The following is a 23,128-nucleotide window of genomic DNA, read 5'->3' as shown; positions in this document are numbered from 1 at the left end:
GTTTCTCCTTGCTTGGTGGTTCGGTGTCGCTTCAGGGACACCGTGCGGGCCGGATTCGATGGTCCCGGCCCACGCGGTGTTGACCGCGGGCTCGGGCGGTGCTCAGGGGATGCGGATCACCTGAGCGGCGTAGACCAGCCCCGCTCCGAAGCCCAGGGTGAGTACGGTGCTCCCCGACGGCAGCTCCCCGCGCCCGATCATGCGCGAGAGCGCGAGAGGGATGGACGCGGAGGAGGTGTTGCCAGCGGTGACGATATCGTGGGCCACGAGTGCCTGGGGCGCGCCCAGCTTCTTGGCGATGGACTCCACGATCCGCAGGTTGGCCTGGTGGGGGACGAAGGCGGTCAGCTCCGAGGGCTCCACACCCGCCCGCTCCATGGCCTCCAGGGCGACCTTGTACAGCTCGGTGGTGGTCCACCGGAAGACCGCCTGGCCCTCCTGGTACAGGTACCGGTGGTCGCGCAGGTAGATCTTGTCGGCGCGCTCGCCGGAGGAACCCCACACCACGGGGCCCACGCCCTGCTCCTCGGAGGCCGAGACGATCGCGGCCCCGGCGCCGTCCGCGAAGATCACACAGGTGCCGCGGTCCTCCCAGTCCACCCAGTCGCTGAGCTTCTCCGACCCGATCACCAGCACGTTGCGGGCGCTGCCGCCGCGGACCATGTCCGAGGCCACGCCCAGCGCGTAGCAAAAGCCCGCGCAGGCGGCGTTGAGGTCGAAGGCGCCGGGGGCGGTGATGCCCAGCCGTGCGGCCACGGTGGCGGCCGTGTTGGGGATCTGGTCCTGGACCGTGCATGTGGCCACGATCACCAGGTCGACGTCCTCGGGGGACAGCCCGCCGGCAGCCAGGGCCTTGCCGCCCGCCGCGACGGCCATGCTCGCCACGGTGTCCTCGGGCCCCGCGATGCGCCGCTCCCTGATGCCGACACGGCTCTGGATCCACTCGTCGGTGGTGTCGACGCGCGCCTCCAGATCGGCGTTGGTGAGGACCTGGGAGGGCTGGTACTCGCCGAGGGCGACGATCGCCGCCCCTCCGGGAGCGCTCGGGGAGCTGAACATGGTTAGCCTTCCTGGTCGGTGGCCGCGGGGGACCCGGCGTGCTCCTTGATGAGGGCGCCGGCGCGGTCAAGGTCGTCGGGGGTCTTCACCGCGAGGAGCTCGACGCCCCGCAGCGCGCGCTTGGCCAGACCGGTGAGCGTGCCCGCCGGGGTGAGCTCGATCATCGCGGTCACCCCCAGGTCGGCCAGGGTCCGCGTGCACGCGTCCCAGCGTACGGGGGAGGAGATCTGGGAGACGAGCCGGTCCAGGTACTCGGCGCCGCCGCCGACCACCGCGCCGTCGGCGTTGGAGAGCAGGCGCACGGTGGGGTCGGACGGGGACAGGGTGGCGGCGACCTTGCGCACCCGCTCCACGGCCGGAGCCATGTGCTCGGTGTGGAAGGCGCCGGCGACCGACAGGGGGCGCAGCCGGGCCCGCTCGGGCGGGTTCTCGGCGAACGCGGCGAGCTGCCCGGTGGTGCCGGCGGCCACGATCTGCCCGGAGCCGTTGTCGTTGGCCGGGGTCAGACCGGCGTCCGCGAGGGCCTTCAGCACCTGTTCGCGGTCGCCGCCGAGCACCGCGGTCATCCCGGTCTCCGTCCGCGCGGCGGCGTCGGCCATGCCCCGGCCGCGCTCGGCGACCAGCGCCAGCGCCTCGTTGGGGGACAGGACGCCGGAGATCGCGGCGGCGGTGAACTCGCCGACGCTGTGACCGGCGACCGCGTCCACCAGGGAGCTCTCGGCGGGCAGCGCCGGGGAGGGGGAGGACACGGGGCCGAGCACGGCGGAGGCCGCCACCAGGCCGGCGCTGACCAGCAGGGGCTGGGCGACGGCGGTGTCGCGGATCTCCTCCGCGTCCGCGGTGGTGCCGTAGCGCACCAGGTCGAGTCCGGTCACCTCGGACCACGCCTCGAACTGCGCGGAGACACCGGGCAGTTCGAGCCACGGGGAGAGGAAGCCGGGAACCTGGGCGCCTTGGCCGGGAGCAACGATAACAAGCACGACATCAACCTTGCCCTGTAGAGGATCACCAGTCAGAGGGGGAGGGGCACGAAGTTCACTCGCCACCGTTTGTGGGGACCCCACAAAACGGGGCCGGGTGCGTGTCCTCAAGCCGCAGACCAGGTGGGAGAGATCACCTCCGACGGTACGCGGTGTGCGCGTTCGTCGGTGGCGGCGGGGAGGTGGCCGCCTCCGGCCGCCGCGAACGCGGGACAGGCCGCTGACCGGGGCACGTGGGGATGCGAACCTGGGAGTGTGAACACCGAACCCCACCAGCCCGAGGACGACGACCAGACCGCTCCGGCGACCCCGAGGGGGAGGGCCGCGGACGCGCCGGCCCCCACGGACCAGGAGCGGGAGCGCGTACGCGCCGAGACCGTGCGCCGCCTGGAGCGCTCCATGGGCGTGCTCGGTACGGCCGCCGTGGCGCGCATGGAGCAGCGCCTGGGCTGGTTCCGCCGCATGTCGGCCGAGGACCGCTCGTGGATCGGCCTGGTCGCCCAGTCCGGTGTGGCCGCCTTCGTCGACTGGTTCCGCAACCCCGAGCGCGGGCGCCCCGCCATCACCGTGGAGGTCTTCGGCACCGCGCCGCGCGAGCTCACCCGCTCCGTCTCCCTCCAGCAGACCGTCGACATGATCCGCGTGGTCATCGACGTGGTCGAGGGCCAGGTGGAGGAGCTGGCCGCTCCCGGCGGCGCACAGCAGCTGCGCGAGGCCGTGCTGCGCTACACGCGCGAGGTGGCCTTCAGCTCCGCGAAGGTCTACGCGCGGGCGGCGGAGGCCCGGGGCGCCTGGGACGCCCGGCTGGAGGCGCTGATCGTCGACGCCCTGCTGCACGGGGACCACGAGGACGGGCTCCAGACCTGGGGTTCGGCGCTGGGCTGGTCGCACACGCCGGTCATCGCGGTGGCCGGTGAGGCCGGCGACGGCGACGACGGGAACAAGGTCCTGGACGACCTGCGCGCGGCCGCGCGCCGCCTCGGACACGACGTGCTGGCCGGCATGCAGGGCCGGCGCGTGGTCGTGGTGGTCGGTGTGGGGGACCGCTACCCGGTACGGGACCTGCCGGGCGCGGCCGCCGAGCCGCTGGCCGGGCTCTTCGGCTCCGGGCCGGTGGTGGCGGGCCCCGCCGTCCCGGACCTGCGGGCCGCGGGGGCCTCGGTGCGTGCCGCGGTCAACGGGCTGCGCGCCGCCGTGGCCTGGCCGGACGCCCCGCGTCCGGTCCTGGCCGACGACCTGCTGCCCGAGCGCGCGCTGCAGGGCGAGGCCGAGGCCCGGCGGCAGCTGGTGGAGGAGGTGTACGTCCCCCTGCTCGGCGCGGGCTCCCCGCTGCTGGACACGCTGTCGGTGTACCTGGAGCACGCCTCCTCCCTGGAGGCCACCGCGAGGATGCTGTTCGTGCACCCCAACACGGTCCGCTACCGGCTCAGCCGGATCGCCGAGCTGACCGGGCGCACCCCCTCCGACGGACGCGGGTCGTTCGTCCTGCGGGTGGCCGTCGCCCTCGGGCGCCTCTCCGAGGCGCAGGAGGGTTGATCCGGACCCGGGAGGGTTGATTCGGACCGCGGAGTGTGGGAAATCGGTCAACACCGGGACACGAGGGAACCGTAGGGCGTAATCTGATCGTTGCCTGTCATGTCTGTCCACTTACGGAAGTTTCACCTGCACCGGGCATGTCTGTAACCGACCGTGTGCGCCCGGGGACTACATGAAAACGGATAGCTTTGTGGCGGGCGGGTGGCCGACGGGGCCGTTGAGGCTGACACATCATCCTCGGGCGAAGGCCCCCGCACCGCCTCGTCACGACGTTCTTGGGGGGTCAACGCTGTGGCAGAGCGACCGAGGATGGATTCCCGGTTCTTTCGTCCTGTGATCGATTTCGTACTCCAGCCCACGCAGGAGGGCGAGCTGCGCCGACGGGCGCTGTTCTGGCTGCCCGCGCCACTGCCCGTGCTGGGGCTGGTCTACCTCCTGGTCGGCGGAACGCTCTCCGCCTCGGGGTGGACCATACTGCTGGCGTCGAGCGTGGGTGTGGGAACGCTGTTGCTGGCACTGATCGTGCATCCCACGCCCCTTCCCGAGGGGTTGGCGCCGCCGGCGTCCGCACGCCGGTCGCTGCACCGGTTCCGCCAGTTCACCGGGCTGCGGATCGCCCTGGCGCTGATCCCGGTGGTGATCGGCGCCGCCGCCGCGGTGATCGGCGGCGGCATGTACCCGCTGTTCGCCGCGCTGGTGCTGGCCTGGCCGCAGCTGCTGCTGGCCATGCCCACCTTCTTCACCATCACCAGGGCGCGCAGGGCCATGGAGGCGTGGGGCACCACCGCCTACCTGTGGCACGCGCTGTCGCGCCCGGCGAAGGTGACCTGGCCGGTCGTCACACCCCTGGTGAACTCCTGGCGGGCCTGGCAGGCCGAGAACGCCAGGCGGGAACAGCGCCGGCAGGAGGAGGAGAAGGCCTGGAAGCAGGCCGTGCGCGAGGAGAGCGAGCGGGCGGACGGCGACGACGCCTCCACCGAGGCCTCCTCTGCGGAGCGCACCCGCCCGTCGCCGGACGGGGGCCGGTCGGCCCATGAGGCGACCGAGGTGCTCCCGCACCTGGGATCCGGACACGGTGGCGGTGAGGAGGAGCCGACCGAGGTCATGCCCCACCTGGGCCCGGGCCGGGAGGTCAGGCCGACCCGTGTGCTTGCGCACCTGGACGGTGCCGGGGCGGACGCCGACGGCGCGCGGGAGTCCGGCGACGAGGACGCCGACCGCGGTACCGGCACCGGCCGGGAGAGCGGTACGGGCGGTGGCGGGGACGGCGGCTCCGGCCCCGACGCCTCCTCCCGAGCCCCTCGCGGAACCGTGAACCGGGCCCGGTCCCTCCTGGCACAGGGCAGCGGCGCGCTCGGCCTGGCGGTGCGCAGGACCCGGCGCGGCGCCCGCTCCACCCGCCGCCCGACCCCCAACAAGCCCTGACGCGCTCCCGGCGCGCTCGGCCCGAGCGCGCCGGGCGGCACGGGTGGGCCCCTCCCCGACGTCCGTGCGGGGCGGGGGAGGGGCGCCCGTGCCGGGGCGCCCGGGACCGCGAGCACGTGTGCGACCGCTCCGCCGGGCGGGGACCTCGCGGGGCGGGGGAGGCGGGGTCTTCAGATCCTCGCCTGCACGCGCACCCGGGGCAGGGCGTCGGCACCGCCCTCGGCGCAGTGGTACCAGGCGGCCTGTGCCCTGCGGCCGTCGAAGGCGACCTCTCCGATGGTGTTGCCGAAGTAGGGCCTGTTCTCCAGGCTCCAGCACAGGTCGGGTTCGGGGACCCGGGCCGACCGGGACAGCGCCTGCCCGATCAGGCGCAGCGGCCGGCTGACGGACAGGTGGACCAGGCGTCGCATACTGGGCGGCACCTGGTTGCACAGGGGGGAGGACACCAGCTGGGCCACCCGGGTCCCGTCGCCGTCGACCTCCCGGTGCCCGGCGCGCGCCATGTAGGAGAAGTGCACGTCCCCTCCCAGGAACAGCACGGTGGCCGGGGCCGGGCCGCGCTCGCCCCGGGAGAGCTCCCCGACCGCGTCGGACAGCCGGCGCAGGGAGTACCGGAACGCGGCCCAGTGCTCCAGGTCGATGCCCTGGCGCAGCCTCTCGGCCGGGCCGCGCGCCCACCCGCCCCAGGCGCCCGCGCACACCGCCTCGTTCCAGCTCTCCAGGTGGTGCACCGCGTGGGGCAGCAGGACCGGGACCGTCGAGGCGACCACCACGTGGTCGGGGCCGCCGGTGAGGTGCTCGTCCAGCCAGTCGTGGCCATGCGGGCCCAGGATCGACCGGGACCCGCGGGAGAGGTCGGACTCGTCCAGGGCGCGGGAGCACCGGGTGTCGACCACCAGTACCCGGACCGAACCGATGTCGTGGCGGTGGCCCCACTGGTACCCCGACGGCTCGGTGTGCGCCCGCCAGGCGAAGGCGTCGACCGCGTCGGCGGCGTCGCCCTCGGAGTCGCGCACGGCGACCCACAGGGGGTCCTTGTCCCTCTCCTCGGGGGAGAGGTTGCCCACGTGCTGGTACACCCAGTAGGAGCCCAGGCCGCTGGTGATGCGGATGCGCCACCAGGGCTGCGCGTCCATGGCGCTACGCCAGGCGGCGGAGGTGTTCCAGTCGTCGCGGATGTCGTGGTCGTCGAAGACCATCAGGGTCGGCACGGTGGACAGCAGCCACCGCACCTGGGGGTCGCTCCAGGCCTGCCGGTACAGCTCGGCGTACTCGTCGTAGTGGACGACCTCGTCCACGGGGGTGTCCTCGGAGCCCTCCCGCTCACGGGCGCGGCGCAGGAAGTCGAGCATCGAGTCCTGGACCTCGTCGGCGTAGACCTGGTCGCCGATGAGCAGCAGCGCCAGATTGTCCTCGACCGGCTCGCGGGCCAGCCGCCGCGCGGTGGCGCGCAGCATGTCGGGACCGTAGCGGACCACGCCCTCGGGAGTGTCGCCCGTGGGAGTGTGGCAGGAGCCGTACAGCAGCCGCGTGGGCGCGTCCGGGCGCACGGTCCGCACGGTGCTGGGCGGGAAGGGGCTGTCGGGCTCGGGCCAGACCCGGTCCTCGTCCAGGAAGACCTCGTAGGGCAGGACCGCCCCCGGGGGCAGGCCCTCGACCGTGCACACGGCGTAGTGGTGGCCGTGCACGGTGAAGGTCCGCGCGGCCGCCGTCACGCCGCCGTCGACCACGACGCGTACCAGACAGGGGGCGTCCGTCTCCACCCACACCGTGGCCGTGGTCGGCCCCGGATGCCTGAGCAGCGGACCCAGACGTAAAGAAGCAGTCACCGTTTTCCCTCCATTCGACCAGGTTCGCACATGTGGTGGACGAGTATGGTCCGTCCCCCCGGGGGGGCGCGGGGCCCACGGCCGGGACCGCGATGGTTGCACGAGCGCCGCGCCTGCGCGAAGGTGGCGCTATGCGGACACAGATCCTTGAGCTGCACACCGGTGGATCGGAGAGCATCACCGACATCACCCGCCAGTGCGGCGACTTCGTCGCAGAGAACGGGGGCGACGGACTGCTCAACGTCTTCGTCCCGCACGCGACGGCGGGTGTGGCGATCATCGAACTCGGGGCGGGGTCCGACGACGACCTCCTCGCCTCCCTGGACGACCTGCTCCCGGCCGACGACAGATGGCGCCACAAGCACGGCTCGCGCGGTCACGGGCGATCGCACGTGATGCCCGCCTTCATCGCTCCCCAGACCACCGTCCCGGTGATCTCGGGAAGACTCGAACTGGGTACGTGGCAGTCCATCGCGGTCGTCGACCTGAACGTGGACAACCCGGACCGGCGGGTACGGCTGTCCTTCCTGTCGTCCTCCTGAGCGGAGGGAACGCGGACAGGTTTGGCAGCGCGTTGACGGAACATGCCGCTAGCGTGTGAACTAGGCCATCAGCGATGGTCGCGGACCCACGTGACGGGCGGCGAAATGGCCCGGCATCGTTGTGACAACTGCTTCGTGCAGGCAAGATTGATAAAAACCATCTGTGGAGGAGAACTTTCGTGAGCGCGACCGCGGGCCAGGCACAGAGCGAACGTGGCTTGGCTGACCGACTCGGATTCAAGCCGGGTCAGGTGGTGCAGGAATTCGGCTTCGACGACGACGTGGACGAGGGCCTGCGCGCATCCATCACCGAACTCACCGGTGAGGAGCTGGTCGACGAGGACTTCGACGGTGACGTCGACGCGGCACTGTTGTGGTGGCGGTCCGACGAGGAGGAGGACCTCACCGACGCGTTGATGGACACGGTGACCACCATCGCCGACGGCGGGACCATCCTGGTGCTGACCCCGAAGGCGGGACGTGAGCTGCACGTGTCCCCCAACGACGTGGCCGAGGCCGCGACGACGTCTGGCCTGTCACAGACCAGCGCGGTCAGTGTCGGTGCCGACTGGTCGGGTACGCGCCTGGTCGTCCCCAAGCGGTGACGGACACCACCCGAGAAGGGTGAGGCATCCGGTGCCGCGCGTCCCAGAGGAGGACGCGCGGCGCTGAGGGGCGCCCGCCGACCGGCGGGACGCCAGTCGACGAAGGTGTTCCATGACCGTCCCCGTGGGCGCCGCCGCGCCCGATTTCACCCTCCAGGACCAGTACGGCCAGGACGTCTCGCCGGCCGACCTGCGCGGCCGCCCCGTCCTGCTGGTCTTCTACCCGCTCGCCTTCTCCGGCGTGTGCTCCGGCGAACTCGCCGACCTGAGCGAGCGCCACGCCGAGTTCACCGGGCTCGGCGCCACCGTCCTGGCGGTGTCGGTGGACTCGGTCTTCTCCCTGCGCACCTGGTCCGACCGCGAGGGTTTCCCGTTCGCCCTGCTGTCGGACTTTTGGCCGCACGGCCGCGTGGCCGACGCCTACGGGGTGTTCGACCACGAACGGGGCACGGCTCGGCGGGGCACCTTCCTGATCGACGCCGAGGGCGTCGTGCGCTGGTCGGTCCTCACCGCGGCCTCCGAGCCGCGCGACGTGGACGAGTACCTCAAGCGCCTGTACGAGCTCGCCTGAGACCCAGGCGCGAGGATCCTCGCAAAGCGGTATGATCTCCTCCGACACACGGGCGCGTAGCTCAGTTGGTTAGAGCAATTGCCTTACAAGCAATAGGCCAGGGGTTCGAGTCCCTTCGCGCCCACTCGACTCCGAGACGACTCTGCTCGGGGGACTGCGTCCTCCTCGCCGGGTCGTCTGGTCGTTCCTTCTGGGGGACGACCCCCAGACCCCCGGTGTGGGGCTTCGCCCCACGGGTTGTAGTTGGCTTGCCCAGGGTCCACGCGCGCGAGCGCGCTCCAGTAGCGTGTCGGAGGAAGAGGCCATCGACCGCTCATGCCGCCACGGCCGCTGCTGCGTAGTCGGTTCCCCGAACCCGCGACCAACCGTCCGCTATGCCCGGATTACGGCAACTAGCTGAATGCTCACCTGTGTTCACACGAGCTGACATGGGTCGGACTTGTTCAAAGCCGCGTTGGACCCGTCACGCGGTGGCTACCCACTCGATCCGATGGGTAGCCACCGCGGGGGCTGCTCAGAACTCGATACCGCGGTCACTTCCGCTGTCTGGTGAGCTGTTGCTCGGTTCCGGTGTACTGCCGGTGTTCTGCGAGCGCGTGCCGGACGGGACGGTTCCGCGTTGAGCGATGCGCGCGGCTCTGGAGGTGCCGGAGGGGAGCTGTCCGCTTTGGGCGATGCGCGCGGCTCTGGACACCGCACCGGTCTTGGCCGGTTCCGGCACCGCGGTCGTGTCCTGGAACTGCTCCTGGAGCGCCTCACCGATCCTCCTGCGCGGCCCGGACGCCGTGGGCGCCGCTACCGTGGTCCCCTTACTCCGCAGGTCCCGGTGATCCTGCTCCGCGTAGTCGACGGTCATCGTGACCATGTCATCGACCGGTTCGGTACGCACCGCGGGATCCGTGCTGCGCATGTAGGCGACGATGGAGTCGAAGCGCGCGATCTCCTGGGGAGTGGGGGTTCTGCCGCGCTCCTCGATGATCGCCTCGCGGGCACCCAGATCGTTCTGCATGGACCCGTCCGGGGTGCGGTGGTTCTCGTAGAGGACCTCGCCGTTGCGGTCGGTCACGTAGATGTGGTCGACCTTGCCCGTGGATTCCAGGTAGTGGGCGATGTGGGGGTTGTTCGTGTAGGACGCGTCGTGAAGACGGGGGTCGACCCACCGCCCGTACCCCTTCGTAGGGTCATCACGGTCCTTCTGGTAGCGGTGGGCGATACCGAGCATGCTGTTCGACTCGTGGGTCGCGACGAACACCGCGGTCGTCTCATACCCCCGATCGCGGAATGCGTCGAGCCAGTAGTCGGCGTGCTCCGGCTGTCCGAAGGGGTGGCTGGCGACCACGTCGTACTTGGGGCCGCCCATGTCACCGCGAAGGTGGCCGATCAGCTCCTCGTGGAGGTCGGTGGGCAGCCTCCGCTCAACGGCGGACTGGCCCTGCAGGCCGTTGGCCCGCATGATCTGCGCGTACCGTGGATGGATCTCGGCGTTGTCGTCGCCGTCGTAGGACGCGACCGGCTGCTCCCCGAGAGCGCTGGTCACGTCTTTTTGGGTCTTCGTCTTACCCGCGGCCTGTTGACCCGTGATGATGATGAACCGCGGTTTCTTACCGGCCGAGCGAGCGGGAACATCTTCGGGAATGAGGTCGCTGATGCGCTGGTTCTTGCGCAGCTCAATCCAGGCGGCTTCCCGAGGGTCACTGGAGTGGCTCACGATTCACTCTGCTTTACCTTTTCGCGAAGCCGGCGGATGAGTTCTGGATATTCAGCGACGATCGGCTTCGCAACCTCCACCTCCATCCATTTCATGGACTTCAGTAGTTTCGAGTGCCGCTTGCTCTCATTTTCGTACTTTTCTTTCTGTTCGGGGTTCTCCTCGTGGAAGGCCAGGTCCACGTAGAGATACCCCACCATCCTAATATAGGATTCGGCCTTCTCCCTCAGGTCCAGGTATTCCATCAGATCCATGCCCTCGGGCGGAACGGAGTAGTCCTTTCGGGGGTTCGGGCCGCGCTGATCGCCCTTGTTCTTGCTGTTCACGGAACTCATCTCCTCAGATTTCGAATGGCGTGATGATAACATCTGTGTCTGCGCCGCCCAGGCCCCATCTACTGAGCTTTGATGTGTGGATTGGCGTTCACGCGAGCCGGGAAAACCCTGTTCATGGAGTTCTCTCCCGCTTCACCCCGTACCCCCGCCGAGTACGGGAAACGACGCCTGATCGCAGCGGGGCTGTTCGACCAGGGCGAGCTGTCCCAAGCCGCGATCGCCTGCCTGCTCGGCGTGAGCAGGCAAGCCGTCCACAAATGGCACCGGGCCTGGAAGGACCAGGGGCCCGCCGCGCTGGCCGCTCGCCCCTGTGGCGCCGAACCCCTCCTGGACACAGAGCAGGAGCGCGCCCTGGCCGAGGCGTTCCACTCCTTGTTCGAGGCCGAGTCGGTCCGCAACCGCGGGTCCTGGAAGAACCTGGACGAGGTGGAGCTCGCGGTCGCCGAGTACGTGGACTGGTTCAACCACCGCCACCTGCACGGCGGGACCGGACCGGTCCCGCCAGTGGAGTGCGAAGCCGACTTCTACCAGGATGAGTCCGCCTCAGCGGAAGTCGAAGCGTTGGTTCCGGGTCTTCTGAAGAACCCGGCACAAAACACCACTCCACTCCGGAGCCATCCTGCTCGCGCGTGAATCCGGGACGATCCTGTTCGCGCGTGACCGCGCTCGCCGGGTCGCTCCGTCGTTTCCTCTGGGGCGGTCCCGGGCCTCACCAGCCCTCGGCCCGCGCCCACCGCCGTTCCAGCTCCGGCGCCAGGGTGCGCATGAACGTCGCGCCGATGTGGCCGTTGTCCCAGTACACGAGGACGTTGCCGATCACGGGACGGCACACGCCGGACCCGCAGAACCGGTCGGTCAGGTCCAGCACCGTCACGTTCGCGGGCAGGGCGAGCCCCTCCAGCGGTGAGACCGGCGCCATCGACTCCTCCCGAGCCGAGACGCACTCCCCCGGGTCGGACCCGGCCAGGCAGGAGGGCACGTCGAAACGGAACCTCGGGGTGTCGCGCACGGCGACCACGCCGATCCCCATCTCCTCCAGCTCGCGCCACCGGTCCACGTAGCCGTCCACGACCTGCTCCTCGCCGTAGCCGGCCGAGGTGTCCAGGCTGGTGGTGGTGCCCGTGGTGAAGACCGTGTCGGGACGCAGCCGTTCGAGCTCGGCCATCACCCCGCGGTTCCACTCCGTGCACGACGTGTACGGCTCGCCCTTGTAGGTCTGCGGGGCGTCGGTGAACAGGCAGGCGCCCTTGACGATGTTGAGCAGCCGCCAGTCGTGTGCCAGGGCGATGCTCTCCAGGGCGGGGAACCAGTGCGCCGCGTGCGAGCCGCCCACCAGCGCCACCGTACGCACCGGGTCGTCGGAGCCGTAGACGCACGTGATCACCTCGGCGTCGGCGGTGGTCTGGTTGCAGCCGTCGGCGTAGGTCACGGGGGCCTCCTCCGCGGCCCAGGCCAGCGGCGGGTAGACCGGCAGGTCCGGCACCCCGGCACTGTCGGCCACGGCCGCCCCCGGGTAGCTGCGGCCGTCGGCGAGCAGCTCCTCCCACCGGGCGCGTTCGGCGGACTGGTGCCCGGCCCAGGCACCGGCCGTGAGTAGTACGGGCAGCAGGCAGGCCAGGGCCACCGCCGTTCCGCGCAGCGGCGCCCGGTTCCCGCCTCCGCGCCCCAGCGCGGCCAGCCGGTCGGCCACCGGGGTGGTCGCCGCCGCCAGCAGCACCGACACCGCCAGGACGGCCGCCCCGCCCCACGGGGTCGCGAGCTCGCGTCCGGTGACGGACAGGTGGAACACCAGCAGGGGCCAGTGCCACAGGTACAGCGCGTAGGAGATCGAACCCAGGTAGCGCAGCGGCCGCAGGGTGAGCAGCCGGTCGGCTCCGAGGGCCGAACCGGAGGTCCCGGCCACGACGACGGCCGCGGCGGCCAGGGTGGGCCACAGCGCCGCGTACCCGGGGAAGGCGGACGACACCTGCAGCAGCACCCCGCACAGCACCAGCGCCGCCAGGCCGGTCCAGCCCAGCGCCACGCGCGCCGCCCGTGGCGGCCTCGTCCGCGGCAGCAGCAGGGCCAGCAGCCCGCCGAGCGCGAACTCCCACAGCCGGGCACCGGTGTCGAAGTAGGCCCACGGCTGGTCGGCCCGGGTCATCAGTACCGAGTAGGCCAACGAGAGCACGAGGACCGCGGACAGGGCGACGAGCAGCAGGGTGCGCGGGTCGCGTCCGCGTCGCCGGGCCGTCCACACGGCGGCCGCGATCAACGCGGGCCACACCAGGTAGAACTGCCCCTGCACCGACAGCGACCAGAAGTGCTGGAGGGGGTCGAGGTCGCCGCTGCGCGCCAGGTAGTCCACCGAGCCCAGCGCCAGGTGCCAGTTCGTGTGGTACAGCAGGGCCGCGGCCGCGTCCCCCGGTGCGTCGTGCCATCGCGTCTCGGGCAGGAGCAGCCGCGTCGCGGCCAGCGTCGCCAGGACGACGACGGCGGCGGTCGGCACCAGGCGCGCGGCCAGCCGGCCCAGGAAGGCGCCGTAGCGGATCGTCCCGCCGGCGGCCGCGCGCACCAGGGAGGCGGTGATGAGGAAGCCCGTCAGCATCAGGAAGACGTCGACGCCGCCGGAGACCCGCCCCAGCCAGACGTGGTAGGCGGCCACCAGGAGCACGGCCACGGCCCTCAGGCCGTCGATCTCGGGCCGGTGGCCGTCGGTGCCGGCGACGGCGGGCCGTACACGCCCGGTCCCGTCGGGGGAGGTGGGGAGGGACACGGACGGGCACTCGCTCTCACGTGGTCGGGGTCGTACGGGGAGGGCGGTCATTGTGCCCGCCCCGGATGACCGCGAGGAGGACGGAGGCTGAACTGTGCGCCACCGCCGCGGTGCCGGGTGGACGGTGGCGCGCGTACCCGCGCGTGCCGCGGCCGGTGGCGACCGCGGGTGCCCGGTCCTGACGACCGGCGACGACCGCGCAATGGGACGAATCCCCTTTCGCGGATTTCTCCGAGGCCTGCTTGACAGTTCTTCGGGGTGCGGAATAAATTGCTTTCGTGCCGTGCGGCGCCGTCGGGACGACAGGACGGCAGGACGCCGGGCGGTACCCGACCTCGAGGAGTTGATGCCGCCGTGACGCGCTTCCAGGACCTCCTCTAGAGCCTTCTCCGCGCACGCCCTCCGCGCCCGGGCCCGGTACACCACGGCCCCCCGCGCGGCCGCGTGCTCCGTGCGAGCCTTTCCGGCGACGGCCGACGGCGCCCGCGCGCCGTGTCCGTCCACCGCCCTTCGGCCGTGTCCGCGATCCATGTCCGGGAACCGCCTTTCCAGGCCGTTCCTGTTTTCTTCGTGCGCCATTCCACGGATCGCCGACACGTCTTTATCCGTGCACCGGATCCAGATTCTCCGTGCGCCACACCAGAAAGGAAGAACGTTATCTCCACCACTGACGCGACCACCGTCCGTGTGCCCGCCACCGACGAGGAACGCGCCGCCGTGCGCGAGCTGTTCACCTCGGGGGCCGTCTTCTCGGTCTCCCCGTCCGGGGACGCGGGCACGGGCGCCCTCCTTCCGGACACGGGCGGTGTCCCCTGCGACTGGGTCGACGCCGACCGCGCGGGGATCGGCGGGGGCGTGCTCGTGTACGTGCACGGGGGCGGTTTCGAGTACACCAACCCCGGGACGGAGCGGGTCATGGCCCACCGCCTGTCCCGGGCCGCCGGGCGGCCCGCCCTGCGCGTGGACTACCGGCTCGCGCCGAAGCACCCGTTCCCGGCGCCGGTCGAGGACGTGGCCGCCGTCTACCGGGCCCTGCTCGCCCAGGGGGTTCCCGCGTCGCGGATCATCCTGGCCGGGGAGTCGGCGGGCGCCACGCTGCTGCTGTCGGCGCTGCTGGTCCTCAAGGAGGAGGGGACCGACCTCCCCGCCGGGGCGGTCCCGGTCTCGGCGCTGACCGACCTCACCATGGCCAGCCCCTCGCTCACCGAGAACGAGGGAAAGGACCTGCTCAGCGGCGCGGCCACCGGCCACATCCTGCCGCAGTACCTGGCCGGGGCGGCGCCGGACCGGGCGCCGCAGTCGCCCCTCCACGGTGACCTGCGCGGCCTGCCGCCGCTGCTGCTGCCCGTCGGAGGGGACGAGCTGTTCCTGGACGACGCGCGGCGCTTCGCCGAGGCCGCCGCCGCGGCGGGGACCGACGCCCGCGTCGACCTGTACGAGGGCATGCCGCACGCCTTCCACGCCACCGTGCTCGTCGAGGATCCGCCGCCGACCGGGCGCACCTTCCTCGCCCGCCTGCGGGAGTGGACGGACCGCCTCGGCTGACCCCGGACCGCGCCCGCTCCCGGTGGGCCCCGCTTGCGGCCGTGCCCGTCGGGACGGGCCCCGTCCCGACGGGCACGGGCGCGCCCCCGCCCGGGGTCGGGCGGGGGCGACGGGAGCGCGGCGGGTCAGCGGCGGGTGCGGGCCCCGACGGTCTCGGGGGCCGCGTCCTCACCGGCGCGGGCGAGCTCCTCCCCCTCGATGTCGACCGAGGGCAGCCACCGGCCCAGCCACCGGGGCAGCCACCAGGCCGCGCGGCCGAACAGCGACATCAGCGCCGGGACGAGCGTCATCCGCACCAGGAAGGCGTCCACCAGGACGCCCACGGCCAGGGCGAACGCGATCGGCTTGATCATCTCGTCGTGGCCGAACACGAACGATCCGAACACCGAGACCATGATCACCGCGGCCACCGTGACGACCCGGGCGCCCTGCCGGAAGCCCGTGACCACCGCCTCGCGGGCCTCGGCCCCGTGGGTGAACTCCTCGCGCATCCGCGAGACGAGGAAGACCTCGTAGTCGATGGCCAGGCCGAAGAGCACACCCAGCAGCAGGATGGGCAGGAAGGCCAGCAGCGTCGGGGAGCTCTCCACGCCGAGCAGCTCCGCGCCGTGCCCCTGCTGGAAGACGGCCACGGTCAGCCCCAGCGCCGCGCCCGCGCTGAGGACGAACCCCAGGGCGGCCTTCAGCGGCACTAGCACCGAGCGGAACACCAGCATCATCAGGATCAGCGCCAGTCCCACGACGATGCCCAGGAACAGCGGCAGGGCCTCGTTCAGGCGCTCGGAGATGTCGATCCCCGCCGCGGTCGCCCCGGTGACCGAGATGGCCGCTCCGGTGTCGGACTCCATCGCGCCGCGCTCGCCGCGGATGTCGTGCAGCAGGTCCTCGGTGGCCGTGCTCGACGGCCCCTCCTCCGGCAGCACCGTGATGATCGCGGTGTCCCCGGACTCGTTGTAGGCGGGGGCGTAGACGTCCTCCACGCCGCCGAGCCCCTCCACGCGCTCGGCGATCTCCTCGGCCGCGGCCCCACGGTCGGAGGAGTCGCGCAGGTCGGCCACCAGCAGCAGCGGTGAGGCGTAGCCGGGCCCGAACTCGTCGCTGATGATCTCGTAGGCCTGGCGCTGGGTGGTGTCCTCCGCGGCCGTGGAGTCGTTGGGCAGGCCCAGGCGCAGGTCCGCCGCCGGAAGCGCGGCCGCGCCCAGGGCCAGCACCACCGCGATCACGGGCAGCACCGGGTGGCGCACCAGCAACCGGGCCCACTTGCTGCTGAGCGTCTCACCCGCGGTCAGCGAGGCCTCCGAGCGGCGTCCCAGGACCGGGAGCCGCAGAGCGCCGATCCCGGTGCCCAGGAAGCCGAGCAGCGCGGGGAGCAGGGTGATCGCACCCAGCACGGCGGTGAACACCGTCACCGAGGCGACCACGCCCATGACGCCGAGGAAGGGCACGCCCACCACGTTCAGGCCCACCAGGGCGATCATCACGGTGACCCCGGCGAACACCACGGCGCTGCCCGCGGTGCCGATCGCCCGCGAGGTCGACTCGTGCGGATCCATGCCCTCGGCGAGCTGCTGGCGGTGGCGGGACAGGACGAACAGGGAGTAGTCGATGCCCACGGCGATGCCGAGCATCACGGCCAGGATGGGCGCCGTGCTGGTCAGGTCCAGCACGGAGGCGAGGGAGAAGACGGAGGCCATGCCCAGGCCCACACCGGCCAGGGCGATGAGGATCGGCATGCCGGCCAGGACCAGGGCCCCGAAGTTCAGGATCAGCACGGCCAGGGCCACGACCACGCCCAGGATCTCCCCGGCGCCCATGACCGGGGTTCCCATGGACAGCGACTGGCCGCTGTACTCCACCGTCAGCCCGGCGTCGCGCGCGGCGTCGCCGCTGTCGAGGATCGCGTCGACCGTCTCCTGGTCGACGTCGCTGTCGGGCTCCGCCAGCTGCACCTGGAGCAGCAGCGCCTGCTGGTCGTCGGAGAACAGCGGGATCTGTTCGAGGGCCTCCTCCTCGTCGAAGGCGGGGCTCTGCTCGGCGACCCTGTCCGCGGCCTCCTCCTGCGCCTGGGCGATGAGGGCGTCCCGGCCGGGGGTGCCCTCGGGCACCTGTCCCTCGGCCTCCTGACGGGCCAGGTCGCGCGCCTCCTGCTCGGCCTCGGCGAGGGCGTCACCGTAGGCCTCACGAGCGTCGGCGAGCAGGCCGAAGGGGTCGGTGACGCTCTCCACGCCCTCCACGTCCCGGAGCTCCTCGGCGGTGGCGCCGACGGCCTCCCGGTACTCCTCCGAGGCCGTCGGCTGCTCGCCCTCCGGTGCCTGCACGACGACGGTGACCGTCCCACCGCCGCGCTCGGGGAAGCGCTCGGCGAGCATGTCCGCGGCTTCCTGGGACTCCGTGCCCGGAATCTCGAAGGTGTCGCTCATCGGTGTGCGAAAGGTCAGCGCCGCCGTGGCGGCGACCGCGATCAGCGCGAGCCACGCTCCGAGCACCCACCACCGTCTGCGGTAGGAGAAGGATCCGATTCGGTACAGCAGGGTCGCCATGCTCCGCCTCTCTCGTGTCGTGTTCCGGCCGCCCGGCCGGCGGACCGCGGGCCATGGACCCAGGCCACCGCCCTCGGATGAGGAAGACCTGCGAGGAGGATGAGAATCAGCTGTGAACCCGTCCGGCGGCGTGAGGCGTGTGTCACTTCCATCTCCCGGGGAGGCGTCGCGCGGAGGGAAGGTGAGGGTCACGGTCGTGCCCTCCTCGACCGTGGAGCGCAGGCGGGCGCCGCCCCCGTGGGAGGCCATGACCGCCTTGACGATGGACAGGCCCAGCCCGCTGCCCTCGCGCTCGTGCGCGGAGGGATCGCGGTAGAAGCGCTCGAACGCGAAGGCCGACGACTCGGGCCCGATACCGGGACCGGAGTCGGAGACCTCCAGGACGGCCCGTCCGTCGACCCGTTCCAGGCGCACCACCGCGTCGCTGTCGGACGGTGTGTGGGTGAGCACGTTGGCCAGGACGTTGGCGAGCGCCTGGTGCAGGGAGTCCCGGTCGCCGGTGACCAGGCACTCGTCCCGTATCTCGGTGCGGATGAGGCGTTCGGGCGCCGCGGCGTGCGCGTCGGCCACGCAGTCGCGCACCAGTTCCGCCAGCGGCACCACCGACGGCCGTGTGAGGGGCGGGGCCTCGGCCCGCTCGTCGAGCCGTGACAGGTACAGGAGGTTCTCCACCAGGCGCGACATGCGCTCGGCCTCCGCCTGGGCCCGGGGCACCACGTCCGGGCGCTCGCGCATGGTGACCACGCCCTCGGCGAGCATCTGGAGGTACCCGCGCACCACCGTGAGAGGGGTGCGCAGCTCGTGGGAGGCGTCCGCGGCGAAGCGGCGCATGCGCTCCTCCGACTCCGTCCTCGACCGGATCGCCGACTGCAGGTGCGCGAGCATGCGGTTGATCGACACGGTCAGGCGCCCGGTCTCGGTACGGAGCCGCCTGGGGTCCACCGGGACCCGGCGGTCCGTGTCGCCGTCCGCGATCGCCTCGGCCGTGTCCACGACGTCGTCCAGCGGGCGCAGTCCCCAGCGCAGCACGGAGGAGGCGATGGAGCCGAACACGGCCAGCAGCAGGACGGAGGTCACCGCGCCGGTCAGCACCAGGCGACCGACGGCCGCCTCCACCGGCTCCAGCGGCAGGGCCACCACCAGGCGCGCCTCGTGGCGGGGCAGCTCCATGTACGTGATCCGGTAGGAGGAGCCCTCGTGCTCGACGGTCGTCGGGGTGCCCTCGTCCACGCGCCCGGAGGCCGCGTCCAGCAGGGACGAGTCGAAGGTGGGGTCCCGGTGGACGACCGAGTCGGACTCGATCTCGACGAGGAGCTCGCGTGGAGCGCTCACGTCGCCGATCAGCGCCTCGGGGTCGTTGGCCAGGATCTCGTCCTGCCGGGCGCGGACGAACTCGGCGATGATCTCCAGCTGCCCGTCCAGCCGGTCGGTCAGGTAGGCGCGCAGGGTGAGCACGCCGACGGACGTCGCGATGGCCAGCGCCAGGGCGGTGACCGCCATGAGCAGGGCGATGAGCCTGGCGCGCAGGGTCACGGGGCCTCCACGGGCCCGGCCGGGCGCCGCGGGCTCACGCCTGCTCCCCGCGGCCGCGCATCGTGTAGCCGAAGCCCCGGTGCGTGTGGATGACGTTGGGCCCCAGCGCGTTGAGCTTGCGCCGCAGGTAGCCGATGTAGGTGTCGACGATGTTGGAGCTGCCGCCGTAGTCCACGCTCCACACGTGGTCGATGATCTGCTCCCTGGAGAGCACCCGGCCCGCGTTGTCCATGAGGTAGAGCAGGAGTTCGTACTCGGTGCGCGAGAGGCGGACCGGCTCCCCGGCGCGGCGGACCTCGAACAGGTCCTGGTCCAGCTCGACGTCGTCCACGCGCAGGACGCGGTGCGCGGGAGGCCCGTGGCCCTCGGAGCCGGGCCGCAGGCGGCGCAGGACGGCGCGGACACGGGCGACCAGCTCGTCCATCTCGAACGGTTTGGTGATGTAGTCGTCGCCCCCGTACGTGAGCCCGGCGATGCGGTCCCCGGGGGCGTCGCGCGCGGTCAGGAAGACGATGCCGGTGTCGGGCCTGGCCCCGCGGACCTCCTGGCACAGCGTGTAGCCGTCCCCGTCGGGCAGCATGACGTCGACCACCAGCAGGTCGGGGTCGTGGTCGGCCAGCGCACGGCGCGCCTGCCCCAGGGACGTGGCCGTCACCACGTGGAAGCCGTGGAAGCTCAGGACCGTGGCGACGAGGTCGACGATATTGGGCGCGTCGTCCACCACGAGAATGGTGTTCTTGCTCATCGGCCCCCATCGAACCAGGGCAACATGAGAGATCCCTGAGAGACACACCTGCTGGACGGCGCACCTTCACGGAACGCCGTCCGCTGACGCGGGGCCCGAGCGTGTGCGACGGTTGCCGGGGCCGATCCGTACGGTGCGGGCACCCCGGTCCGCCCGGCCGCCCCGAGGGGAGTGGACACATGCGCGTGTACTACGACACCGAGTTCGTCGAGCGGGGACCGGAGCATCCCCTGGTCCTGGTCAGCATCGGCATGGTGGCCGAGGACGGCCGCGAGCTGTACGCGGTCAGCGGCGAGTTCGACCAGGACCTCGTGCGCTCGCATCCGTGGCTGTCGGAGAACGTCTGGCCGCACCTGCCCCTGCGCGACGGGCCGGAGGGCACCGTCCTGGACGCGGACCACCCGCACGTGCGCACCCGCCGGGAGATCGCGCGCATGGTCCACGAGTTCCTCCGCGCCACGCCCGAACCGCAGCTGTGGGCGTGGTACGGCTCCTACGACCACGTACTGCTGTGCCAGCTGTGGGGAACGATGAAGGCCGTGCCGCGGGAGGTCCCGGTCATCACCTTCGACCTCAAGCAGGAGGCGGTGCGGCTCGGCGACCCGCAGCTCCCGCCGCAGCCGTCGGGCCTGCACCACGCGCTCGCCGACGCCCGGCACCTGAGGCTGCGCGCGCGGTGGCTGGCCGAACGCTCCTGAACGCTCGCGCCGCTCCCGTCCTCCCCGGGCGCGTGACCGACCCTCCCGGTGCGCGTCCGGCGCCGGATGGCGGCCCGTTCCGGATGACGCCGGCATCGGGATCTCCCGTGTATCCGGGTGTCCGGGACATCTCGCCATAGGATGGGCGGACGCCAAGCGAGGGAGGACGATGGCCCGGCTCACGAGGGCGCAGCGGCAGGCCCGCAACCGGACGCGCGTACTGGCCGCGGCCTGGGACGAGTTCGCCGAGCACGGCTTCCGCGACGCCAAGATCGACCGCATCGCCGAGCGCGTCGAGCTCACCCGGGGCGCGGTCTACTCCAACTTCCCCGGCAAGCGGGCCCTGTACTTCTCGGTCCTGGCCGAGGCGGCCGAACGCGCCGCCGAGACCGTCCGCCCCGAACCCGGCCACACCGCCCACACCGCGCTGGGCGCCCTCGCCCGCGCATGGGCCTCCCGGCTCCCCGTCACCGACGCGCCCCTGCGGGCCGGCGCCGGGCTCACCCCCGAGATCCTGGCCGACGAGCCCACCCGGCAGGCCTTCGCCCAGCTCATGCGCCTGGACGCCCTCCTGCTCGCGCTGTCCCTGGAGGCGCTGGAACCCCCGCCCGAACCCGGTGGGCGCCGGGTGAGGGTGGCCGAGGCCGTGCTCACCACCCTGTACGGGACCAGCCAGATGGTCGGCGTCGCACCCGGGTTCGTCGACCCCTTCACCGTGGTCCGTGCCTGTGAGCGGCTGGCCGACCTGGACGTGGACGACGCCTGGCCGCCGCCGCACATCGCCTACACCGCCCCGGCACTGCCCGCCGACGAGGAGTGGTCGCCGCCGGAGGCCTTCGACGCGGTCCGACGCCGGACCGTGTCCCTCGCCGAGGACGGGATCGTCGTGGTCCTGGGCACGCACCGCCTCGAAGCCGTGGAGGAGGCGGTGCGCTCCGCTCCCGCCGGGGCGGCCGTGACCGCCGTGGTGGTCACCGACGATCCGGCCGTGCGGATCCCGCTGGCCCGGACGGCGGTGGCCGACCTGTGCGGCTGCCTGCGCCGGTCCTTCCCGGAGCGGGCCTGGCCGGGCCTGCGCCTGGTGTTCGACGAGTCCGGTGAGACCGCCGCCGCGGTGGGCGTGCCGGAGGCCGATGACACCACCGAGGCCGCCGTCCGCGTCCGCTCCGGGCGGATCGTGGCACGCTCCGACGCCCGCGGCGCCGGCCACGCCGTCGCCGTGCTCGAACCGGCCCTCGGCACGGAGGCGGGCTGCCGGTAGGCGGCCCGGGCCCCTCGGGAGCCGTGGTTCCCGAGGCCGCAGGAGGGGGCCGGTCCGGGCGGCCTCCACCGGGGCGCGCCCGGCCCCGGTGCACGGAGGATCCGTCACCCGGAGGGGCCATCACCGGGAGGGAGCCTTCCCTACGGGGCCGACCGCCCGGGGCGCGGCACCCGCGCCCCCGTCGGCCCCGTGCCCGAGGCGCGGGCCCGCACCGCCTCGGCGGAGCCGAACCCCGCCGCCACCCAGGCCGCGACCTCGCCGCGGGGCACACCCGCGTCCCACCACTCGCACATGAGCGCCAGGGCGTCGCGGCCCCTCCCGGCCAGCGCGGCGCCCTCCTCCGGGGAGAACCCGATCTCCCGGTACACCCCCGCCTGCACGGGGTCCACCCCGGCGCGGGCCCACGGCACGGCGTCGGCGCCGTCCCACCCCGTGTCCAGATAGGCGCGTGCGGCGGCCGCCGGCACCCCCGCCGAGAGCAGGGCGTCCATGGACTCGGCCTGTTCCTCGCTCAGGTCCAGGCCGGGGAGCCGCCGGGCGGGCAGCAGGGCCCGCAGCAGCCGCCGGGGCCGGGGGCGCTCACCCGCCAGGTGCCGCTCGGCCGCCTCGTCGGGGGAGTAGCCCAGCTCGTGCCAGCGCACGGCGTCCCGCGGGGTCATCCCCGCGCGGAGCAGGGGCCGGACCGTGTGCGGGGTCGTCCCGGCCGCGCGCCACTCCAGGGCGGGGCCGGGACGGTACACGCCGCTGTCCCGCCAGCGCTCGGCGGCGCCCAGGGCGAATCCGGCGCCGATCCAGCGGCGGGCGTCCGCGACGGTGAAACCGCGCGCGGTCCACAGGTACAAGTCCTCGGGTCCGGGCCCGTGGTCGTCGAACGCGACGTGCATGGTCTCCTCCGTCCGCCGGGGTCCGTGCCCGGCCCTTGGGTTCCTCGTCCGTGCGGCTCCGTGGACGCGGGCGCCCGTCCGTCCCGCCCCTTCACGCGGCTCCGGGGAGGGAGCCCGGCCCGTGGGCGGCGTCGCCGCTGGTGGAGAAGCGGTCCACCCCTTGATAGTCAACTTAGGTTGACGCCACGGCGAAGTCAACACCAGTTGACTCCCGGTGGGGCGGGCGTGTCCGGGCCGGCCGGTGGAGGGGCGACGGCGCTGCTTTGCGGCCCGCCCCGGCAGGGGATACCTTGAGATTTCGGATGTTGAGATCATCTGGCTTCGGGGGCGACCCCGCCGATCCACCCGGGCGAGGCCCGCGTGAGGAGAACGTTTCTAGTGACACGCACCGGTGCCAGCGGGCCCCTGCTCAAGTGCTCGTTCTGCGGCAAGGACCAGAGCGAGGTCCGCAGACTCATCGCCGGCCCGGGCCACATCTGTATCTGCGACGAGTGCGTCGGCCTGTGCAACGAGATCATGGAGGAGGACGAGCACGTCCTCCCGGCCGGGGACGAAGGGGATGCGCTTCCCAAGCCGC

Annotated in this window: 19 protein-coding genes and 1 tRNA gene; 11 read left to right on the top strand and 9 right to left on the bottom strand. The window is 72.4% G+C overall.

Translation table 11 applies throughout. From position 1 onward, the window contains the following. Positions 1 to 102 precede the first annotated feature (102 nt). Together A6A08_RS09815 and A6A08_RS09810 are read right to left on the bottom strand one after the other, a co-directional pair. Positions 103 to 1,059: a beta-ketoacyl-ACP synthase III gene (locus A6A08_RS09815; RefSeq protein ID WP_073702239.1), complete on the bottom strand. Its 957-nt coding sequence runs from the start codon at positions 1,057 to 1,059 to the stop codon at positions 103 to 105. Between the two features lie 2 nt (positions 1,060 to 1,061). Continuing rightward, a complete protein-coding gene (locus A6A08_RS09810; protein ID WP_083609035.1) occupies positions 1,062 to 2,039 on the bottom strand; it encodes an ACP S-malonyltransferase in 978 nt (325 codons plus the stop codon). 255 nt (positions 2,040 to 2,294) lie between these two features. Between A6A08_RS09810 and A6A08_RS09805 the strand changes: the two genes are divergently transcribed. Together A6A08_RS09805 and A6A08_RS09800 are read left to right on the top strand one after the other, a co-directional pair. Next, on the top strand, positions 2,295 to 3,575 hold the full coding sequence (locus A6A08_RS09805) for a CdaR family transcriptional regulator (RefSeq protein ID WP_073702238.1): 1,281 nt from the start codon (positions 2,295 to 2,297) through the stop codon (positions 3,573 to 3,575). Positions 3,576 to 3,908: 333 nt separating this feature from the next. After that, the gene (locus tag A6A08_RS09800) at positions 3,909 to 5,000 is read left to right on the top strand and encodes a hypothetical protein (protein ID WP_073702237.1); all 1,092 of its coding nucleotides are present in this window, start codon (positions 3,909 to 3,911) and stop codon (positions 4,998 to 5,000) included. 170 nt (positions 5,001 to 5,170) lie between these two features. Here A6A08_RS09800 and A6A08_RS09795 read toward each other — a convergent pair whose 3' ends face one another. Then, entirely contained in the window at positions 5,171 to 6,829 is a 1,659-nt protein-coding gene (locus A6A08_RS09795) for an alkaline phosphatase D family protein (protein WP_073702236.1), read from the bottom strand. Between the two features lie 131 nt (positions 6,830 to 6,960). Between A6A08_RS09795 and A6A08_RS09790 the strand changes: the two genes are divergently transcribed. The 4 genes from A6A08_RS09790 to A6A08_RS09775 all read left to right on the top strand — a co-directional run bounded on the left by A6A08_RS09790 (position 6,961) and on the right by A6A08_RS09775 (position 8,671). Beyond that, the gene (locus A6A08_RS09790) at positions 6,961 to 7,371 is read left to right on the top strand and encodes a secondary thiamine-phosphate synthase enzyme YjbQ (protein WP_073702235.1); all 411 of its coding nucleotides are present in this window, start codon (positions 6,961 to 6,963) and stop codon (positions 7,369 to 7,371) included. A 179-nt stretch (positions 7,372 to 7,550) separates the two neighbouring features. Continuing rightward, a complete protein-coding gene (locus A6A08_RS09785; protein WP_073702234.1) occupies positions 7,551 to 7,976 on the top strand; it encodes a DUF3052 domain-containing protein in 426 nt (141 codons plus the stop codon). 112 nt (positions 7,977 to 8,088) lie between these two features. Beyond that, positions 8,089 to 8,547 (top strand): peroxiredoxin, encoded by a 459-nt coding sequence (locus A6A08_RS09780; protein WP_073702233.1) that lies wholly within the window; start codon positions 8,089 to 8,091, stop codon positions 8,545 to 8,547. Positions 8,548 to 8,597: 50 nt separating this feature from the next. Further along, a tRNA-Val gene (locus tag A6A08_RS09775) sits at positions 8,598 to 8,671 on the top strand. Between the two features lie 390 nt (positions 8,672 to 9,061). Here A6A08_RS09775 and A6A08_RS09770 read toward each other — a convergent pair. Both A6A08_RS09770 and A6A08_RS09765 read right to left on the bottom strand, forming a co-directional pair. Continuing rightward, positions 9,062 to 10,255: a zeta toxin family protein gene (locus A6A08_RS09770; protein WP_073702232.1), complete on the bottom strand. Its 1,194-nt coding sequence runs from the start codon at positions 10,253 to 10,255 to the stop codon at positions 9,062 to 9,064. Then, positions 10,252 to 10,581, bottom strand: a complete 330-nt coding sequence (locus A6A08_RS09765; RefSeq protein ID WP_073702231.1) for a hypothetical protein — start codon at positions 10,579 to 10,581, stop codon at positions 10,252 to 10,254. Before A6A08_RS09765 ends, A6A08_RS09770 begins: the two co-directional genes overlap by 4 nt. Positions 10,582 to 10,704: 123 nt before the next feature. On the opposite strand from A6A08_RS09765, the gene A6A08_RS09760 reads away from it, so the two are divergent. Continuing rightward, entirely contained in the window at positions 10,705 to 11,223 is a 519-nt protein-coding gene (locus tag A6A08_RS09760; RefSeq protein WP_073702230.1) for a helix-turn-helix domain-containing protein, read from the top strand. A gap of 76 nt (positions 11,224 to 11,299) precedes the next feature. Here the strand turns inward: A6A08_RS09760 and A6A08_RS09755 are convergent, their stop codons facing one another. After that, positions 11,300 to 13,396 carry an acyltransferase family protein gene (locus tag A6A08_RS09755; RefSeq protein WP_073702229.1) on the bottom strand — a complete coding sequence of 699 codons (2,097 nt, stop codon included), beginning with the start codon at positions 13,394 to 13,396 and terminating at the stop codon, positions 11,300 to 11,302. Between the two features lie 636 nt (positions 13,397 to 14,032). On the opposite strand from A6A08_RS09755, the gene A6A08_RS09750 reads away from it, so the two are divergent. Then, entirely contained in the window at positions 14,033 to 14,890 is an 858-nt protein-coding gene (locus A6A08_RS09750; RefSeq protein WP_083609031.1) for an alpha/beta hydrolase fold domain-containing protein, read from the top strand. A gap of 125 nt (positions 14,891 to 15,015) precedes the next feature. Here the strand turns inward: A6A08_RS09750 and A6A08_RS09745 are convergent, their stop codons facing one another. Together A6A08_RS09745 and A6A08_RS09740 are read right to left on the bottom strand one after the other, a co-directional pair. Then, positions 15,016 to 18,963: an MMPL family transporter gene (locus A6A08_RS09745; RefSeq protein ID WP_242422291.1), complete on the bottom strand. Its 3,948-nt coding sequence runs from the start codon at positions 18,961 to 18,963 to the stop codon at positions 15,016 to 15,018. Positions 18,964 to 18,997: 34 nt separating this feature from the next. Continuing rightward, a complete protein-coding gene (locus tag A6A08_RS09740) occupies positions 18,998 to 19,708 on the bottom strand; it encodes a response regulator transcription factor (protein ID WP_073702228.1) in 711 nt (236 codons plus the stop codon). A 179-nt stretch (positions 19,709 to 19,887) separates the two neighbouring features. On the opposite strand from A6A08_RS09740, the gene A6A08_RS09735 reads away from it, so the two are divergent. Both A6A08_RS09735 and A6A08_RS09730 read left to right on the top strand, forming a co-directional pair. Continuing rightward, positions 19,888 to 20,406 (top strand): 3'-5' exoribonuclease, encoded by a 519-nt coding sequence (locus A6A08_RS09735; RefSeq protein ID WP_073702227.1) that lies wholly within the window; start codon positions 19,888 to 19,890, stop codon positions 20,404 to 20,406. A gap of 169 nt (positions 20,407 to 20,575) precedes the next feature. Next, a complete protein-coding gene (locus A6A08_RS09730; RefSeq protein ID WP_073702226.1) occupies positions 20,576 to 21,667 on the top strand; it encodes a TetR/AcrR family transcriptional regulator in 1,092 nt (363 codons plus the stop codon). 140 nt (positions 21,668 to 21,807) lie between these two features. Here A6A08_RS09730 and A6A08_RS09725 read toward each other — a convergent pair whose 3' ends face one another. Next, a complete protein-coding gene (locus A6A08_RS09725; protein ID WP_073702225.1) occupies positions 21,808 to 22,551 on the bottom strand; it encodes a hypothetical protein in 744 nt (247 codons plus the stop codon). Between the two features lie 378 nt (positions 22,552 to 22,929). On the opposite strand from A6A08_RS09725, the gene A6A08_RS09720 reads away from it, so the two are divergent. Further along, positions 22,930 to 23,128: ClpX C4-type zinc finger protein (locus A6A08_RS09720; protein ID WP_274534025.1), on the top strand; the 199-nt coding region annotated here is incomplete at its 3' end.

Source organism: Nocardiopsis sp. TSRI0078, assembly GCF_001905145.1.
GTDB lineage: Bacteria > Actinomycetota > Actinomycetes > Streptosporangiales > Streptosporangiaceae > Nocardiopsis.
This window is presented reverse-complemented; position numbering and strand designations above follow the sequence as displayed.

Bases quoted from the DNA above. Each gene is read 5' to 3' on its own strand.
- A6A08_RS09755 (WP_073702229.1), bottom strand. From the start codon at position 13,396: ATGACCGCCCTCCCCGTACGACCCCGACCACGTGAGAGCGAGTGCCCG.
- A6A08_RS09780 (WP_073702233.1), top strand. From the start codon at position 8,089: ATGACCGTCCCCGTGGGCGCCGCCGCGCCCGATTTCACCCTCCAGGAC.
- A6A08_RS09760 (WP_073702230.1), top strand. From the start codon at position 10,705: ATGGAGTTCTCTCCCGCTTCACCCCGTACCCCCGCCGAGTACGGGAAA.
- A6A08_RS09735 (WP_073702227.1), top strand. From the start codon at position 19,888: ATGCGCGTGTACTACGACACCGAGTTCGTCGAGCGGGGACCGGAGCAT.
- A6A08_RS09815 (WP_073702239.1), bottom strand. From the start codon at position 1,059: ATGTTCAGCTCCCCGAGCGCTCCCGGAGGGGCGGCGATCGTCGCCCTC.
- A6A08_RS09730 (WP_073702226.1), top strand. From the start codon at position 20,576: ATGGCCCGGCTCACGAGGGCGCAGCGGCAGGCCCGCAACCGGACGCGC.
- A6A08_RS09740 (WP_073702228.1), bottom strand. From the start codon at position 19,708: ATGAGCAAGAACACCATTCTCGTGGTGGACGACGCGCCCAATATCGTC.
- A6A08_RS09790 (WP_073702235.1), top strand. From the start codon at position 6,961: ATGCGGACACAGATCCTTGAGCTGCACACCGGTGGATCGGAGAGCATC.
- A6A08_RS09725 (WP_073702225.1), bottom strand. From the start codon at position 22,551: ATGCACGTCGCGTTCGACGACCACGGGCCCGGACCCGAGGACTTGTAC.